Here is an 18,359-nt window from a genome sequence, read left to right on the forward strand (position 1 = left end):
GTCTATGAGTAATTATAATTTTGTAATATCTCTAGGGATTTTCTTGAATACAATACTATATTTTTGCATCAAATCATTTGAAAGTAAACAGTTATCTGCATAAATGATATATTGATCTGATTTTGTTTTAATAGTTCTCAAAAAACTTTCATCTAACGTTGTCATTTTTTCTTTCTCATAGTAAAAATAATATGCAGTTTCATCTTTTACCCCCAATAAATAGTTTTCTGATTGTATTTCAAATGGTAATTTAGTTTCAGAATACCAAACATATTCATAAATTTTGTGTAACTCTATTTCCTGGTTGAGCATTCCGTTTTCAACAAATATTGTTTGACCAAGTGTGTAATATGAATAATGCCCCAAAGTACCTTCAACGGCTTTGTCTCCTTTTCCATATCCATTTATGACCCTTTTAACCCTTTCTGCAGTAATTGCTTCGGCGTAGTTTTCCATCTCAATAAGAATAAATTTGCGATTTCCATCATCTTCCTTATTAATATTTAGGACGGCATGAGCTGTTGTACCTGAACCTGCAAATGAATCTAATACTATATCATTTTTGTTACTTACAGCTCTAATAACTTCCTCAATGAGTGAAAGAGGTTTTGGGTAATTGAAAATTTTAGAACCAAATATTTCGTTGAGCAATTGTGTGCCATTAACAGTATGAAATTTTTTTTCCATCCACATCGTAGGTATTTGACTTCCTACAGTTTTATTTTTGCCAAAATTTAAAGTTGGAGTATCATTATCACTCTCAGAAGTAACTAATTCACCCGTCTCAATCTTCTTAATTACTCCTGATGGTAAATACTGTATACTATATGAATTTAAATTATTTTTTGACTGATTTGGAGATATTTTTATATATCCTTTGCCCCAATCATTTTTTAAACGAGATGGTATTAGTCTCCAAACACAGTCATCTCCTTTACTTGTAACAGGCCATATTGCTACACAATTTTCAGGTGCTTCATTATAATCATAAATAAAGTCTTCCAATTTACCAACATACGTTTTGTCTTTTATTCTTTCTGCAAGTGATTTTCCAACACTATGTAACAAGCCTGTTTTTGATTCAACGTAAATTGGATAAGCTTGGTTAGGTCTTTGAATTTTGTTAAATGTAGCTAAAGTCATACCCTCAAATGGAGATCTTACATTGCCACCTGAAAAAGATAGTGCATTGGGTTTGAAATCTTGTGGTAATATGAATATAAGGTATTCATGAGTATAATTAAATCCGCCTGAGGGTTTACCTCCCGATGTCTGAACTGTTACTATTGTAATCTGCATTTCAGCAAAAATTTCTTTACAAACTAACTGTAATGATGATATTTCATGATGACTTAAGCTTATAATTATACAACCATTTTGATGAAGTAATTTTTTTAATAATTTTAATCTAGGATACATCATACAAAGCCATTTGTCGTGTCTTGTTAAATCTTCTTCTTCTTTACCTACAACTTCACCAAGCCATTTTTTAATTTTTGGATCATTTACATTATCGTTATATATCCATTCTTCGTTACCAGTATTATATGGAGGATCTATGTAAATGCAATTTATTCTCCCTTCGTATTGAGGCAGTAAAGACTTGAGAGCTACGAGATTATCGCCATGAATAATTTTATTTTCAGACAAAATATTTGAGTCCTTTATCTCTTTCGAAGAAACCGAATATTTCTTTTCTAATATTTTATATGGAACCTCTAAATGATGATTAATAATCTTTTCCTTTCCAATCCAATGAAGTGTGGGCATACTATTTTTAACAGTTTAATGTGACAAGGTAAGAAAATTATAATATTGAAGGCAAACTTCTGACTATGCATAGTGTTGCTTATTTTTTGTCATAAACGTCGTATTCAAGTTGGATAAGTTTATTTTTACTTAAATCTATATCTAATATTTTCTCAACTTGATTGCAAAACCAATTCCATCTAGCATTAATTGCTTCGACACTCCATTCCCCATTATATTTATTAGCATGATAATCATTGACGATATCTTGAGTCATTTTAAAAGAGCTAATTTTTTTATCATCTGCATTTTCCAATCCTGTACCATCATATGATTTTTGCTTGACGGCAAACGCATAGTTTCTTGCATTTAAGTTTTTACTTCCGCTCAATAGTGTTAGGTTTGCGCCGGTATTTATCCAATCTTCAATATTACTTATACTATTTACGAACTGCCATTCTTCTACATTTTTGTATGCACGTGGTAAAATATGTTCAGTTTGAATATTTCTGTCTCCCATTGAATAAAACTGAGGATTATCCTGTTGTTCATATTCAATCATAAATAGCAAAGGTTTACACCAAGGCTCAAAATAAATATCACCATTCAAATTATTAATTGCGCGTTGGATTATATCTTCATTCAATTGCCTATTCCACTCTGTTTCTATCTCTTCTAAAGGCTTATGTTCTTTCAAATATCCTATGAGATTAAACGAGGTTTGTTTGATTTTTGATAAAGTATTGCCTGATAGCCAATTAAGATAGTAATATCTTCTAAACTTTATAAGGAAATTCTCAAAATCAGGATATTTTTCGTACAAAGCTGTAGTGACAATAGTTCGCCAATAAACACTCCATCTTAAATAGTACAATGAGTAAATGATAGTATTTTCTGAATTATAAATTTTTAGCTTGTAGGTTGAGACAAAATCTTTAAATTGTTTAATTACATCATTCGCATCTTTAGTTGCAAATAAATTTCTTAGTTCATCATATAATGAACGTTCAGGGTTTTTGCCTAATAAATAATATTCATACATCACAAAAAGATTATTCATACTTTCGTCAGTGTCTGTCGCCATATTTTCACAACTTTTCCAATCATCCATAAATTGATCTTCGTGATGTTTTTTTAACTCAGATTCATCTTCATATTTTTTATGGATTTTCTCGATAAGGAAGCTCTTAATTAAATCAGCATTAGAGAGATCTAGACCTCTATCATTTAAAACTTGGAATAATTTTATAGCAAAACTTACTGATTGACAATCTATTCGGATGATTTTTACACAATTAAAGAGATAATTTATAAATTTTCCTGTCTCTTGCTCCCCAAGATCATCCATTTTTTCCTTAAAAAATGCAGCGGTATTTTGAAATTTAAATTTCGGTTCTTGTTCAATGCGTAAATCTTTTTTGTAGGGTCTTTTATTTTCCAGCGTCCTTCCTTCTTTTATTATTAAATCTTTAAAATCGCTCTCATGGTTAGAATGTGTTTTTAATCTGAGACGTTCAAATCTATCATTCAATCTAATAGACGATTTTATGGTATAGCCATCAATAGCAAATGGATCTTTTTCTAACATCGATGCATTAAGTTCTGGGTGCATGTCTCTACAAACGCAAAGTAATATTAAAAGAGTGGTAAGTCTTTGTTGCCCGTCAACAATATCTAAATAATTTGAAGCTTCTTCGGGCTTGGCAGTAATTATAGAACCTAGAAAATAATTAGGTTCATTTTGTTGAGCTTCCCTTAAGTCATCCCAAAGCTTATTAAGTTGATCCTCTCCCCATGAGTAGGGACGTTGGTAACGTGGTATTTGATATAAAGCATCCTTGTTACCAAATAGTTCACCTATTGTTAAACTTTGTGGTTTAAATATGTCTTCCATTTTTAAAATTATGTTTTTTCATTTCTTTTCAATATTTCGTGTTTTAACATTCAGTTAAGAAGTATTATTTTTTTAAACGTCTTTTTTCATTTTTTTTATAAGTTGATCAAATGCTACTGATGACCAATCCTTTTTCCACTCTGTTCTAAAATCAATATCATTAGAAGCTGGTTTATATATTAGATCTTTTATTTTCACAATGGTGGGAATTGGGATACTGTCACCAATAATTAAAGCTTCTTGACGTTCCAATATCGGTAATGTATCTGTTATAGCACTAACACTATCAGGCATTAGTCTTTTAACATATTGTTGATCTGTAGGATTAGTTAATCTCATAGCAACAAAATTATTGCATTGTGAAAATATTGTCTCAGAAATTTCAGATGGACGTTGGCTTACTATCATTAATGATAAACCATATTTTCGTCCTTCTTTAGCAATTCTTTCAATGGATTTTTTTACAGAATGATATTTTGAGCCCTGACTTTGTGGAATATAATTATGTGCTTCTTCTAAAACGAGAAGAAAAGGAATTTCGTTTGTGCCAGATTTTATAGATTTATAATGAAAACAAAAATCAAAAACTAATCTACTAATTAATGAAACTACTAAACTTAGAACTTCAAAGGGGATTCCACTTAAATCAATGATTGTGATGTTAGTTTTATCTTCCTCATTATATCCTAGGAATTGTTTTAGGATAGTAGCTAAATCATCGGTTTTATATTCTGACTTGTCTTCTTTTCTTGGTTTTAATAAGAAGCTTAATCGATCATCATTTAATTTTGTTTCAAGTCGAGGGACAAACCTATCAAATTCGCCTGCGTAAGGTCCTGCATTGATTTTTCCAGTTGCTTTATCTTCAAATTCTATTTTCTCGAATAATTGATAAATATCATCTACATCTTCAGCTCTATTTTTTAATTTCAATTCACCAGTTTTTGCATCTTTAGTTGCAATATTATTGTTAGAAATATACCTGAAAACTTCATCAATACTGAAATAGATGGGTGTATCATAATTTATTTTTTTAAGAAGCTTATTATGACGTTTTTTGTTTAATGTAACTGCATTTTTAAATTGAGATATCTGATTATGAGAATTACTTTCAGAACTTTCAATAAACATTTCTTCAAGTTCTTCAGAGTTCATCAACCAATATGGTAATACCAAATTATCAACATCAAGTTTTTTTGCTTTTGGGAAGGCTGGAGAGTACTCACCATGCAAATCAAAAAGAATAATATGTGAGTTATTTAGAATCCCATTTTTAACTTGTTCGCTACTAGGATTAATACCTTCTTGTAAAATTTTTGCAACAGTACCTGATTTTCCTGACCCTGTAGATCCGATAACAGCAATATGTTTACTAAAAAACTTATCGCCATCTACTGCAATATCAATTTTTGTATTTTGCGCTAGACTTGAGAAAATAAATTCTTTATCTGATGCAGTAGCCGCATAAATACTTTTCAAAATAGAAATATCTGCTATAGCTACTTGATTTGGAGGTATTGCTATTTGTTGTCCTCCTCTTCTAAATTTGCCGTCTTCATCTAAAAATCCGATTGGTTGTGCATCTAGAATAAATGTAGGGTTTCCAAAATGATTTTCTCCACCACCATTAGTTATCTCTTTAATTTTAAAGCTTTGAACTAATGCAATTATAGATGTATTTGAATCATCGGAAATTTTCAAATAACTACCAATTGTAAAGTCTGAAGTATCTTGCTTAAATTTATCTGCATCTATAACTTCTATTTGAATTAGGTTTGGAGCAACAGTTAAAATTTTAAAAATATCATTTAATGTATTCTCTGACATAATCTATATTTTATTTGGTTAGAACCTGATAAATATCATTTAAGTTTTCGCAATACTTCAAATCAAAGAATTGGCTATCCTGATTTTTTTTAACTATATCTGTATTCGAAAAATTTAGGAAAATTTTAGGGGTATGCATTTTATCAAAACTATTTTCAAATGTAGATCTGGATATAATTCTAAAAAAGTATGATGATTTAATTATCTTGGTCAAGTTTGGACTTATATTTTTTACTGGATCAGCATTGAAAATTGCTGGCGAAAAATTAATATGTTCATATCCATCATTAAAAACCCAGTTATCATTAATAAGAAGTGCTTTGATTTTTTTTATTTCAGCATCATGACAATCTAAAATAAATGTTAAAGGCTTAGCATCTCTTAGTGACGAATTCATTTTGTAAAATTTGTTTACTATATTTTCAACAAAATGAACAAATGGCATCTCTGAGTTGTCTGCTGTTAAAATATTATTACCAATTAGAATTATTTTCGATTTACTTTGTTCTAAAGCTTTAATTGTTTTAAGATTACTATTTATTTGAGTGATATATTGTTTTTTAGATTTTAAGAATATGAACCATTCATTGAAAAGTACTTTTTGTGTATTAACTGAAGTAATGAAATCCTCTTTAGTTATTTTTCTGTTGTTAATTGAGGCTTGAATGCTTAAATTCCTAATTTGTTTCAAACAATTATTATAGTAGAAATGTTCAGCTGAAAAATCTCCACAACTAAATTGACGCTTTAGTAACGATAATAATTCAGCATATTGTTCAGTGAAGCTTTTTGCATTTATATCAATTTTTACCAAATTTATAAATTCAATAAGATCAGCGTCGCTAAGTGACAAATTTGTAAAATGCTCATGCTTGATATTTTTTACCTTATATGTTAGGAGATTAGTCTTGAGGAATGCTAAATCTAAAGGTAGAGTCAGTTTATGGTGACCAGATTTGTAATGTCCACGAAGAATATATTTTATACTAGTTGAACCAGTTTTTTTCAATTCTGAAAAGTGGGTTAACATTAAACGAATTGGCTCAGCTATTACAGAGTGATTGTACTCCGTACCTTCATAATACTTAAATTGAATCGCGGTTTTATCAGTTGCAGTAGTTATGTCAACATCTTCTATACCTTCTATAGTAATTGAGTCAGAACTATTAGAAAGTTGCAATAGTTCCATAATTGCACTGTCAAATTGATAGAAGTATCCTTTTATTGATGCCTCTGCACTTCTTGATGCCATGAGTTATTTAGTTTTAAATCAAAATTAATAAAATATTCATTAAAATAATAATTATATAATTATGGTCAAATTTTACACGATTAATGAAATTTTATTGTTTTTTTATTTAATAATTTTATAAAAATAAAAGAAATTGTAGCTGCTTTCTTACTGAATTTTATAAATATTTTACTTCTTATTTATCAAAGCTTCATAAATCACATATCTCAAATATTCTGAGGCTTCTATATCTTCATTCGCTAAGACTTGAATATTATTGAAAACATTTAAAAGATCGATAATGTTTTTAGTTGTTGTTTTTGTCAATTCATTCAAAATAGATGCTTTGAATCTCTTGATATCATCATTTTTGGCATTATCTATCTTTCGACGCACAAGAAATTTTATTTGCTCTGTATTCTTAATATTTTTTATCGCTTTTATATCTTCGTAAAGCTCATTATGGACTTTATCTACATTTTCAAAATCAGTTAAACTCTTTAATCCATTGTTAGGTTTTTGATTATGCTTAATAGTTAATATTTTTGATTTAACATCTTTTGGCTTGATATAAATTTCATTTTTTTGCTTGTTGTTATCATAGCTAATCGTGCAGACTCCTGAAAAACGTAATGCTTCTCTTTTAATTTCATCATTTGAAATTTCAACGATATTTTTCACATAACCAATTCCTTCAAGTTCTTTTTCGCCTGTTGAATCAAAAAACATTCTGATATTTGATTCATTATACTCACATAATTTAAGAGAATAAGCAACGCCGGAGGATTTAATTTCTTTATATAGAGTTAGTAGTGCTATTACAACTGCAATTGAATTATTGTAATCAAAATAATTATCTGTAGAAACTATTGCACGCAAATAATAATTGTTATCGGGTTTATAATGTATTAACCTATATTTTTTGTCTTTTATTTTTTCTTCTTTTAAGAGTTCTAGATTTGCTTCTACAATTTTCTTAAATCCATTATCTATTAGCTTTTTTGCATACTTGTCCATGCTGAACAAATTACCGAAAAAATCACGTTGAGCAGAATATTTTGGATAGGTGTTTAGAGTCGTTTTACCTCCAAAATTCTCTTGATCATTAACGTTATTAAAATTGATAGTGAAAGTATTATCTGAATAGAAAGTAATATTATCAAGTGTTGAAATTAAATCTTTTTTGATATAATTATTGTTCTGAACAATTTGAGAGTTTACAAGGGTTTGAGCTCCTGGAATGGGAATAAATTCATCTTGTTCGAATTGTTTGTTCAAAATATCTTTAATTTGATTTGCTGTTTGGTCTGTTGAAATTAATAATTTAAATAGATCTGAAACTAAAATTCCAGTATCAGATTTTGGAATGTCTAGTTTTAAAATAGAGCGTTTTTTTGTTTCCATTATTAGTTTTTTTAATAGTAACTGATTATGAGTAATTAGCAATAAGAATCTAATAGCCAAATGTATATCAAAATATTATCGGTTTGTTACGGTTTTCCGTAAATAAAAATAGAAATTGCTAGAAAATTGGCGGTCAGTATTTTTACGGAATTTCTTTACGAATAAGAATTCTAGTCGTTCTCTAAAAGCAGAAAAATCCGAATTTCCTTAGTTACTAGATTTATAAGATTATTTAATACAGGTGACTTAATTTCTTTGTTTAATTGCTAAAGAAATACTTCAATTAAATTTTATACTTAACATTACTTTGCTCAAATAAATTTTCATTAGCTTTGTTAAATAGTTTATATAATATTCATTATTTGGGTGTTATATTGTAACAAATGGTATTTAGTTTTATAAAAATTGAAAACTGTGAATGCTTTAGAGTTGCTATAATTTAAATTATAGTTAACTTTTATAGTATCAAATATAGAATTCATTCCATTATACATATAAAAATGAATCAAGACTTGTTAATTAGATTATTTAGATCTATAGAAGGTGAAAAAAATGATAACATTGTTTCTGTTGCGAATTTAATTATTGATAATGAAAACAAGAAAGGACATGGTAAGCTTGCTGAAAAATTAAGAATAATACTGGATAAAAATACTTCTTCTCCTCGGTTGTACAAAAATGAGTTTAGAAAAATGTTACCTAGTAATATTTCTATTCCAACTGATAAAAGACACAACTTTCCCTTAGCCACGTTAATTGATAAAGAACTGCTAAGGCACGAGATGGTGCTTCCAGTAGAAACAGAAGAAAAAATACGTAGAATAGAAAAAGAATTTGCAGCTAAAGAACGTCTTGCCAATCATGGATTAAAATATAAACAAAAGATTCTTTTGTTTGGGGAACCTGGATGCGGAAAAAGCATGAGTGCGGAAAGAATCGCTTGGAATTTAGGGCTTCCATTTTTGAAAGTAAAATTTGATGTAATTATTTCATCCTTCTTAGGAGAAACAGCTGCTAATCTTACAAAATTATTTGAGGGTATAAAAGACTATCCTTGCGTTTTATTATTTGATGAATTTGATATTGTAGGTAAAACAAGGAACAGCTCCCAAGATGTTGGTGAAATGCATCGAATAGTTAATATGTTGCTAGGCCTTTTAGAAGAATATAATTCAAAAGGTTTATTAATTGCTACAACTAATTTGGAAAATGTATTAGATAGAGCATTATTTCGAAGATTTGATGATATAATTGAGATTCCTAAACCAAGCAAACAAGAAATACTTCGTTTAATAAAATTGACCTTATCATCAATTGAGAAAGCAAAAGATATAGATTGGAATAATATTGCAGAAAGAATGGACGGATATAGCGCTGCTATTGTCGTAAAAGTTATTAATGACGCCGCTAAACTAGCAGTTATTGGTAATGAACAAATATTAACACCGTTGCACTTAGAAAAATCATTAGCTGAAAATTCTTTTTATATAAAATAAATATGCCAGAATTTCCTCATTTGAGATTACCTTTTAAGGTAGATGGTATCTTGAAACCTTCAGGAAAAAGACCAAGAACTAAAAAACATGAAATTACTTTACATAATAAACGTAATAGACAAGAACATGGTAATTATCTAAGTAACTCAGCGCAATCTTTGAGTAGAAGTTGGACTGAGCTAAAGGATGAGAAGCGGAGAAAAGGAATATTAACACCAAATGAAAATGATATTCCTGTATTTCTAAAAGTTGATACGAGTGCATTTAACATTGATTCCCTCTCTAACTGGGGAATTGAAGTTATTTCAGAAGAACCAGATGGGTATATTATCGGAGCATCTTTTGATAATCTTGCCAGTTTTCAAGAAAAAGTAAATAAGTTTTTAAGTAAGGAAGGAAAATACAAAGATACTGCTTCGAAAATTTGGGAAGTAAAAACAGATAGTAATTGGCGGCGTGATGAATTGTTAAAAGGAGATTTAAAGTCTATATGGAGTACTTTACATAATGAGTCTATCTATATGGTTGAATTGGGAGTATCTTGTTACATTCATAATAAAAAAAAATATCCTACTAATTCCGCTGATCTTACTGATGAACAATATTTTCAAAAAGTTCAAGAATTTAATGAGCACGTAGAATCATTAAATATACTAAGGGATTCAAAACAAATGGAGAGAGAAGGAGAAATAGAAAAATATCTCCAAATTTATGGAGGGGAGTTGTATGATATATGGGACAATGAAACTGATGCAGTGTACTTTAAAATATCAATAAATGGATCAGGTTTACGTGATATTGTTATTACATACCAGTATTTGTTTGAAGTTAAGCTAAGTACAACTTATAACATTGATAATACTTCAGAGGTTCTAGTTGATGATTATGATTTTGAAATTGAACGTCCCGCAGAAAATGCACCAAAAGTTTGTATTATAGATAGCGGAATACAAGAAGATCACAGGTTACTTTCATTGGCAATTGATACTGCTAGTTCTCGCTCTTACGTCGAAAATGATGATTCAAAAGCTGATTATGTAATGCTTAGCGGTCATGGCACGAAGGTGGCAGGGGCTGTATTGTATCCCTATTTTATACCAAAAGATGGCCAATATCAGTTAGAAAGTATTATTCAAAATGCAAGGATATTAGATAAGTCAAATAGAATAAGTGATAGGAAATTTGTTCCTTCATTATTAGAACAAATTGTTGAAGACTATACTGATACTAGAATATTTAATCTATCTGTTTGTGAAGATTCCGCATATTATGGGACTCATATGCCGGCTTTAGCTGCTTCAATAGATAAACTTATTCATGAAAAAGATGTATTATTTATATTAGCTAGTGGGAATTTATTTGAGAGTTCTCAGGTAGAAGGAAATCCGGGTATTGTTGAGCATCTTAATAATGATAGGGCTTATCCAAGCTATCTTGATGAAATTACATCGCAAATTGCTAGTCCTGGAGTTAGTTATTTTGCTATCACGGTAGGCTCTATTTCCATTAGTAATTATGAAGATGAGGATTATAAATCGATTGCTGGCGAAGGTTTCGTTTCTCCCTTTTCCAGGACCGGACTAGGAATGTGGGGTAATATTAAACCAGATGTAGTGGAGTTTGGTGGTGATTTAGTTATAAATAAGAACTCATCACAAATTAAAACTCAGGCAGAGCTATGTCCTGAATTAGTAAACTCAACTTTACATAATGCAAACGCTGTAGGTAGAGATGCGTATGGAACTTCCTATAGCGCTCCTAAAGTTAGTTATATAGTTTCTAGACTTCATGCTGAATATCCTAACGAAAGCTCACAAATGTATAGAGCATTAGTGGTTCAAAGTGCAAGATTGCCTGGACATTGTTTTGATAATCCAACTTTAAATGATATAAGAAGGTATGGTTATGGTGTTCCTGATTTAAACAGAGCATTAAACAATACATCAAATCGAATTACTTTTATTCAAAATGGTAAAGTTAAACCAAAAAATGCGGATATATACAAATTGAATATTCCTACTGAGTTAAGAGGTGAAGGCAAGAATTATAAAATTTTAGTTGAAGTAACTCTTACTTTTACTGCAAAAACAAGGTTAACAAGAAAAGGATCGCATTCATACCTCTCAAATTGGCTAGAATGGCAATCTTCTAAATATAATGAACGCTTTGTTAGTTTTAGAACAAGAACAATTGAGTATTTGCAATTAGATGATCTAACAGTAAACCAAAATGGGGTAGATGAAGGATTAAATTCTATACGGTGGTGCCTAAGAGAAAACCCTGCTTACTCTAAGAATGAAATTAATAGAAATAATTCTACGGCTCAAAAAAGTTGGGCAATTATTGAACCTCATCAATTTGCTGAGGAATTTAGTATTTCAGTTATTGGGCATGTTGGATGGGATAGGAATTTAGATAATGAAACACAGTATTCAATTTGTGTTTCTTTTGAATCTATAGGAACAGAATTAGAACTTTATAAGTTATTATCTGAAGCTCAAGTAATTGTTGAACAAGAAGTTGAAAATTAACTATGTCTACAGACATGAAACATATAAAATTTACAATAACTACCTTAATTGCTGTAAGTGTAAAGCCAATTTGATATATGCTTTAAGAAGAAGATTTAGTAAATTAAAAAAACTGACATATATAGAACAAGTTCTACATTATATTTTGATATACAAATTTGTGAAAAATCCCAACTCTCGTCAGGATTTACTTATCTAATTCTGAGTAGTATTATTTGAAATAAGAAATGATAAAATAGCTCTTAAGGATATATGTAAACTAGCGAATATTTTGATGAATGCGCTTAGCTGGCAATCATTTTCTATTTCTTCATCACTTCGTCTCTGAATTTAGAGATTTCCTTTTCTGAAAGTTTATCATAAATTTCTGAAAAGTCTTTCATTAAGTAACCCATTGATTCAATTATAAGAACAATAGTTGCCATTGTTGACCTTTTCTTTCCACTAAAGGCACTATTAACAGTCGCTTTGGTCAATTCTGAATTGGAGTTAGCAGCTATTTTATCATAACTATTAACTACATCAGAATTACCATCAGTTTTCGACGAGTAACTCTTATTTTTACTAAGCATTTTACGCAAAGTAATCGCTGTCTTTAAAATTATAATTTTTTCACTTTCCTTAATCATAGATGCAATTAAGCACATAATGAAAAATATTTTGGTATAGTTTTGTATACCGAAATGTTTTTTATTATCTTTGTAAAACAAGTTACTTAATTGTAATTTTGCGAACCTTCAAAAATATTGGAAGCTATTCGCTTAGAATCTCGCCTAAGAAAACTGCCAATTTTCAAATAACAACGAGAGGATAAGCAGAAGGCTCACGACCTAGGCGTGGGCTCTCTCTATCTGTTGTTATGGGTATGGCAGTACCTCTGGGCGGATATTGTAGAGTTCCACGCCGTTTTATTTTCCAATGCAGTCCGCTTTTCTCTACAGTTATTTCTAAGCCGCTTTCTTATAATATAGTATCAGACTGTACGATACAATGGGGTGTACAACCTATTGCGGCTTTAGAGCTTACACGTGACGTTAATTTTATTCATATTGATGGCCTTTGGGTAGGGAGGTTTTATGTATTGGTAGAACTTCCTGCCTTCGGCTATTGAAAAATTATGTAAACTGAACCATTGAAAAACAACAGAATTGACTTTGAGGCCAGGTTTTGGTCCGGGAGTGATACGTATTCCGGGTTGGGGCTTATTGAAACCTTTTTCCAGTTCAATGAGCTGGCGACGGCTAAGGAAATGCTCCATAATATTATGATCTGTGCGGTAAAAAAGAAATACGTGATCAAAGAAGATCATTCGGCAGTCTTTCACTTTCATCAGGCCCTGCGCTCATTTGTGCGTGCTTGTTATGTGCTGGGTCTAAAGCAAGAGAAATCTTATCTAAAGATGTATGCTGAAAATAATGCTCCTCCAATAATAGGGTCGCTTTCTGATCAGGAGTACCGTAATCCGTTCCTTGTATTCCAAAAGGCTTTTGCAGAATACAGCCTCAAAGATTTCGAGTATTATATCTCGGTCTCGGTGTATTTCTCACTGGGCGTTTATACGCACTCGGCCGAGAGTAAGATTGTAGGTCCTTGTATCCACCTAACCAAAATGCTGGATGCCGCATTCCTGATTCTGGCTAGAGGAAGGAAAAGAAGAGATAATTCTTATAAAAAAAAGCAGAGAATGAAAAAAGGATGACCGTATGATGAAAGTATTTAGAATACCATAAAAACCAAAAAAAAGCCCTTTCCGCAAAGTTGACGCCGCGCAGGAAAGAGCAAAGTCTAATAAATTAAACTATAACAAAAGTATGAAAAAAAACTTTTGCAGCCTGGGTCATATCCAAATGGCTCTTGGCTTAACATTGCTCGTCTCAGGCGTGGCAATAGGGCAGATGCGTGTGATCACAGGCATTGTCACGGAACAGAGCAGGCCTGTTTCCGGTGTTTCGGTATTTCAGCAGGGCAGCAGTGCTGTTACGCTTACTGGCAGTTCCGGAACATACAGCGTGCAGGTGACGGGAGATAACCCTGTCCTGATCTTTCGGCATCCGGATTATCCTGAACGAAAGGTAATGCCTGGGAACAGGGATACTCTGAACGTTTCGCTAGGTAAGGAGAAGGAGATCGAGGAGGTGGTGCTCAATGCAGGGTACTATAAGGTTCGTGACAAAGAGCGGACGGGAAGCATTGTGCGGGTTTCCGCAAAAGAGATCGAAAACCAGCCTGTTGCAAATGTGCTTTCTACGGTGCAGGGAAGGATGAGCGGGGTGTCGATCACGCAGAACTCCGGAACGCCGGGAGGAGGTTTTGATATCCAGATCAGGGGTAAGAACAGTATCCGTAGGGAAGGGAATGAGCCCCTGTACATTATTGACGGTGTGCCGATCCTATCTGAATCGCCGTCTGTGTACAGTGCAACGGTTTTACCTTATGGTTCCGTGAGTCCTCTCAATGCGATCAATCCTAATGATATTGAGAGCTTCGAGGTGCTGAAGGATGCTGATGCTACGGCGATCTACGGGAGCCGTGGCGCAAACGGGGTGATCATCGTAACCACTAAAAGAGGCAGGAAGGGCAGGACGGAACTGAAGCTCAATACCTCTTATTCGCTTAGTACGGTGGCCAATCGTCTGAAAATGATGAATACCTCAGAGTATCTCGGCATGAGGAGGCAGGCCTTCCAGAATGACGGGATCACTGCAATTCCTGCTAATGCCTATGATCTCAATACGTGGAGTCAGGAGAGGAATACAGACTGGCAGAAAGAATTGATAGGAAATACGGCTGATGCCTCGGTGGTACAGCTTTCCTTGAGCGGCGGTTCTGAAAACACATCTTATCTTATCAGCTATGGTCATCTTGAACAGGGAACGGTATTACCTGCCGGATTTCGGTACAGGACCAATAATCTTACAGGGAATTTCAGCTACAGGAGTCCTGACCGTAAGCTGGAGGTGAATCTAAACAATACGGTCTCATTTCAGGATAATAATGTCGTGAATGATGACCTGACCAAGCGGAGCCTTACCCTGAGTCCCAATGCGCCTGCTTTGTATAATGCTGATGGGTCTCTGAACTGGGAGAACAATACATTTACCAATCCTGTGGCGTCATTCGTGAGCGAATACCTCAATACCTCAAGCTTTATCAATACAGGTACCCAATTGTCTTATCGGTTGTTCCCGTTCCTGTCTGTGAAGTTTAACGGCGGGCTGACCTTTAATAATTTTGAGGAATATTCTCTCAAGCCTCATACGATGTACAATCCTTCATTCGGTTTGAACAGCTCGACTTCCAATTCCTCGAAAAACAACAGCTCTGCTTTTTCCTATATCTTGGAGCCGCAGATCGTGGGAGAGTATCATGCAGGTCGGCACAGTTTTGAAATGCTGATCGGCGCGACATTGCAGCAGTCGGAGACCAAATCGGGAACCATACAGGGGTACGGCTTTGAGAGCAATGCCCTCATCCGAAATATTGCAGCGGCTAAGACCAAGGTGATCGGGGACCAGGTGAATAACCAGTATAATTATACGGCTGTTTTTGCGAGGCTCAATTATAAATACCTGAAAAGGTACATCGTGAATGTGACCGGAAGGAGGGATGGCTCAAGCCGTTTCGGACCGAACAACCGTTTCGGGAATTTCGGGGCGGTGGGTGCTGCCTGGCTGATGTCTGAAGAGCCGTGGATGAAAAATATCTCATGGCTTAGCCTGGCCAAGATCAGGGGGAGCATCGGGACTTCCGGAAATGACAGGATCGGTGATTACCAGTATCTTGACACCTACACGGTCTCTACCAATATTTACAATAATACGACGGGGCTTAATCCCTCCAGGCTCTACAATCCTGACTTCAGCTGGGAGAAGACCTTGAAAAAGGAGATAGCGGCTGAGTTTTCATTGTTCAGGAACCGATGGAATCTTTCGGCAGCCTATTATGAAAATACGTCATCCAACCAGCTGGTGGGCATTCCTCTGCCTGCAACCACAGGGTTTCCAAGCATACAGTCCAATCTTCCGGCAAAGGTCAGAAATACAGGCTGGGAGCTTGAAACTTCTGTTCAGGTGCTGAGGAACTCGAAGCTGAGGTACGACACTTCATTCAATATGTCAATCCCCGATAACAGGCTGACGGAGTTCCCGAATCTTGAAGGTTCTACCTATGCGAACCAGTATATGATCGGCTATCCGACATCACTGGTAAAGGTCTATCAGTACGAGGGCATCAATCCGCAGACGGGGCTTTACCAGTTCACGGATTATAACGGTGACGGAAAGATATCTTCTCCTGATGACAATAAGGTGATCGAGAGGATCGGAATGCGCTTTTTCGGAGGCTGGTCAAATACCTTGAGCTATGGTCCGTGGTCAGCATCATTCCTGTGGTATTTCGTGAAGCAGCGAAACTGGAACTACAATAAGCAGATGGTCATTCCGGGTTCGATGAACAACCAGCCTGTTGAAGTTTTGGATGTGTGGTCTTCTTCCAATCCTTTGGGAACTTACATGCCGTACAGTTCAGGGAATGTGGCGGCAAAAACCTCTGCACATTCATTATTTCAGAATTCTACGGCAGCAATCGGGGATGCTTCGTTTATCCGGTTGAAAAATGTACAGCTTAGCTACAGGATCCCTGTGAGGGAGTTCGGGATCAGGGAGGCGATGATCTATGTGCAGGGACAGAACCTGCTGACGATTACCAAATACTTTGGTCTGGACCCTGAATTTGTGCTGAATGGATTTTTACCACCATTGAAAACATATTCTGTAGGCTTTCAGATCACCTTTTGATAGACTTGTCGAAATGGTCAACTATAATTTAAAATTAAAATCATGGCAAAAAATATAAAATACTTTATAACAGGGTGTCTGTTCACGGCTGTTTTACTTTCTGGGGTCTCGTGCGAAAAATTTATTGAAACGGATTTTCCTTCCAACCAGATCCCCACCAAGCTGGTATTTGAAGATGAGCAGACTGCGGATGCTGCTCTGGCAGGTCTCTATGCCGGCCTTTGGACGAACTCGATGTTTTCGGGAGGCATCGATGGGATGGGTGCGCTGCTGGGTACTTACACCGATGATCTGACCTGTGTCTATACCAGTACGTCCAATGGCGTGCTTGACCTCTACAATAACCAGCAGATTCCTACCAATACGACAATTACGACATTCTGGACGAACGCTTACCAGCAGATCTATGCGGCGAACAGTATTATGGAAGGTGCCCGAAGTTCACAAGCACTTTCTGTCTCCGTTAAGGAGAGGATCAGGGGAGAGGCTTTGTTTGTGCGGTCGATATTGTATTTGCAGCTCTATCAGATCTTCGGTGAGATTCCTTACACGGATACCACCGACTATATGGTCAACAGTAAACTAAGCAGAATGCCTAAGGATCAACTGTTGCTAAGGGTAGAGACGGATCTTTCAGAGGCGGTTAATCTTCTTCCCTCAGCCTATAAGAATGCGGAAAGGATCTATCCGAATAAATATGCGGGCTATATGGCACTGGCTAAAATGAAGATGCTCCTGAAAAAGTGGAATGAGGCAGAGGTCTTATGCTCTGAAATTATGCAGAACCCAGCCTACAGTTATCAGAATGATATTTCAAAAGTATTTCAGAAGAGCGGGTCCCACATCATCTGGCAGCTTAAGCCGAAGAATAATAATGATGCCACCAAAGAAGCCTCCTTATACACTTTCACGGGAGCTCCGACATCATTTGTACTTAGACCTGATCTGGTCAGCTTATTTTCGACGGCAGACCTGCGCCGTCAGAACTATATGGCAGCAGTCCCTTTCGGACAGCAGACCAATTACCGTTCTGCAAAATATAAGAACCTCTCGGTCAATAATCCGACTGAATATTCGGTGATCTACCGGCTGGATGAGGTCTGTTTGATGCAGGCAGAAATTCTTACTGAACTTAATAGGGCTTCGGAAGCCATCCCGCTGATCAACCGGTCCAGACAGCGGGCAGGTCTACCTGCGTTAAGCAGTACATTATCTGGAAATGACGTCAGGATCCAGATGCGGGAAGAAAAAAGGAGAGAATTCTTTACGGAGCACGGCATCCGTTTTTTTGATCTGAAAAGATGGGGACTGCTGGACCAGCTTACGTTGCTAAAGCCGAATTGGAAAAGCTTTCACGCGCAATGGCCACTTCCGCAGAAAGAATTGCTTCTGAATCCAAAGCTTAATCCTCAGAATACTGGTTACTAAATA

12 protein-coding genes are annotated in these 18,359 nt (G+C 34.4%); 6 read left to right on the forward strand and 6 right to left on the reverse strand.

The window, feature by feature from the left end; all coding sequences use genetic code 11:
* Positions 1-12 precede the first annotated feature (12 nt).
* From CRS_RS21405 to CRS_RS21425, 5 genes are all read right to left on the reverse strand, one after another.
* Positions 13-1,770 (reverse strand): site-specific DNA-methyltransferase, encoded by a 1,758-nt coding sequence (locus tag CRS_RS21405; RefSeq protein WP_142725985.1) that lies wholly within the window; start codon positions 1,768-1,770, stop codon positions 13-15.
* Positions 1,771-1,849: 79 nt separating this feature from the next.
* Complete coding sequence (locus CRS_RS21410; protein ID WP_142725986.1) at positions 1,850-3,643, reverse strand: DUF262 domain-containing protein; 1,794 nt, start codon at positions 3,641-3,643, stop codon at positions 1,850-1,852.
* A gap of 72 nt (positions 3,644-3,715) precedes the next feature.
* Positions 3,716-5,470 carry an ATP-binding protein gene (locus CRS_RS21415; RefSeq protein WP_142725987.1) on the reverse strand — a complete coding sequence of 585 codons (1,755 nt, stop codon included), beginning with the start codon at positions 5,468-5,470 and terminating at the stop codon, positions 3,716-3,718.
* A 10-nt stretch (positions 5,471-5,480) separates the two neighbouring features.
* Entirely contained in the window at positions 5,481-6,722 is a 1,242-nt protein-coding gene (locus CRS_RS21420) for a DUF4297 family anti-phage-associated protein (protein ID WP_142725988.1), read from the reverse strand.
* A gap of 168 nt (positions 6,723-6,890) precedes the next feature.
* Positions 6,891-8,105, reverse strand: a complete 1,215-nt coding sequence (locus CRS_RS21425; protein ID WP_142725989.1) for a hypothetical protein — start codon at positions 8,103-8,105, stop codon at positions 6,891-6,893.
* Between the two features lie 500 nt (positions 8,106-8,605).
* Between CRS_RS21425 and CRS_RS21430 the strand changes: the two genes are divergently transcribed.
* A complete protein-coding gene (locus CRS_RS21430; protein WP_142725990.1) occupies positions 8,606-9,601 on the forward strand; it encodes an AAA family ATPase in 996 nt (331 codons plus the stop codon).
* 2 nt (positions 9,602-9,603) lie between these two features.
* On the forward strand, positions 9,604-12,132 hold the full coding sequence (locus CRS_RS21435) for a S8 family peptidase (protein WP_142725991.1): 2,529 nt from the start codon (positions 9,604-9,606) through the stop codon (positions 12,130-12,132).
* A gap of 302 nt (positions 12,133-12,434) precedes the next feature.
* On the opposite strand, the gene CRS_RS21440 is transcribed toward CRS_RS21435, so the two are convergent.
* Positions 12,435-12,761: a hypothetical protein gene (locus CRS_RS21440; protein ID WP_142725992.1), complete on the reverse strand. Its 327-nt coding sequence runs from the start codon at positions 12,759-12,761 to the stop codon at positions 12,435-12,437.
* Between the two features lie 236 nt (positions 12,762-12,997).
* On the opposite strand from CRS_RS21440, the gene CRS_RS21445 reads away from it, so the two are divergent.
* The 4 genes from CRS_RS21445 (at position 12,998) to CRS_RS21460 (ending at position 18,356) form a co-directional block, all read left to right on the forward strand.
* The gene (locus CRS_RS21445; RefSeq protein WP_142725993.1) at positions 12,998-13,243 is read left to right on the forward strand and encodes a hypothetical protein; all 246 of its coding nucleotides are present in this window, start codon (positions 12,998-13,000) and stop codon (positions 13,241-13,243) included.
* Between the two features lie 21 nt (positions 13,244-13,264).
* On the forward strand, positions 13,265-13,831 hold the full coding sequence (locus tag CRS_RS21450) for a hypothetical protein (RefSeq protein ID WP_142725994.1): 567 nt from the start codon (positions 13,265-13,267) through the stop codon (positions 13,829-13,831).
* A gap of 112 nt (positions 13,832-13,943) precedes the next feature.
* Complete coding sequence (locus CRS_RS21455; RefSeq protein ID WP_142725995.1) at positions 13,944-16,928, forward strand: SusC/RagA family TonB-linked outer membrane protein; 2,985 nt, start codon at positions 13,944-13,946, stop codon at positions 16,926-16,928.
* Positions 16,929-16,970: 42 nt separating this feature from the next.
* A complete protein-coding gene (locus tag CRS_RS21460) occupies positions 16,971-18,356 on the forward strand; it encodes a RagB/SusD family nutrient uptake outer membrane protein (RefSeq protein WP_142725996.1) in 1,386 nt (461 codons plus the stop codon).
* The last annotated feature ends 3 nt before the right edge of the window (positions 18,357-18,359 follow it).

This window comes from Chryseobacterium sp. ON_d1, from assembly GCF_006829085.1.
Lineage (GTDB): Bacteria > Bacteroidota > Bacteroidia > Flavobacteriales > Weeksellaceae > Chryseobacterium.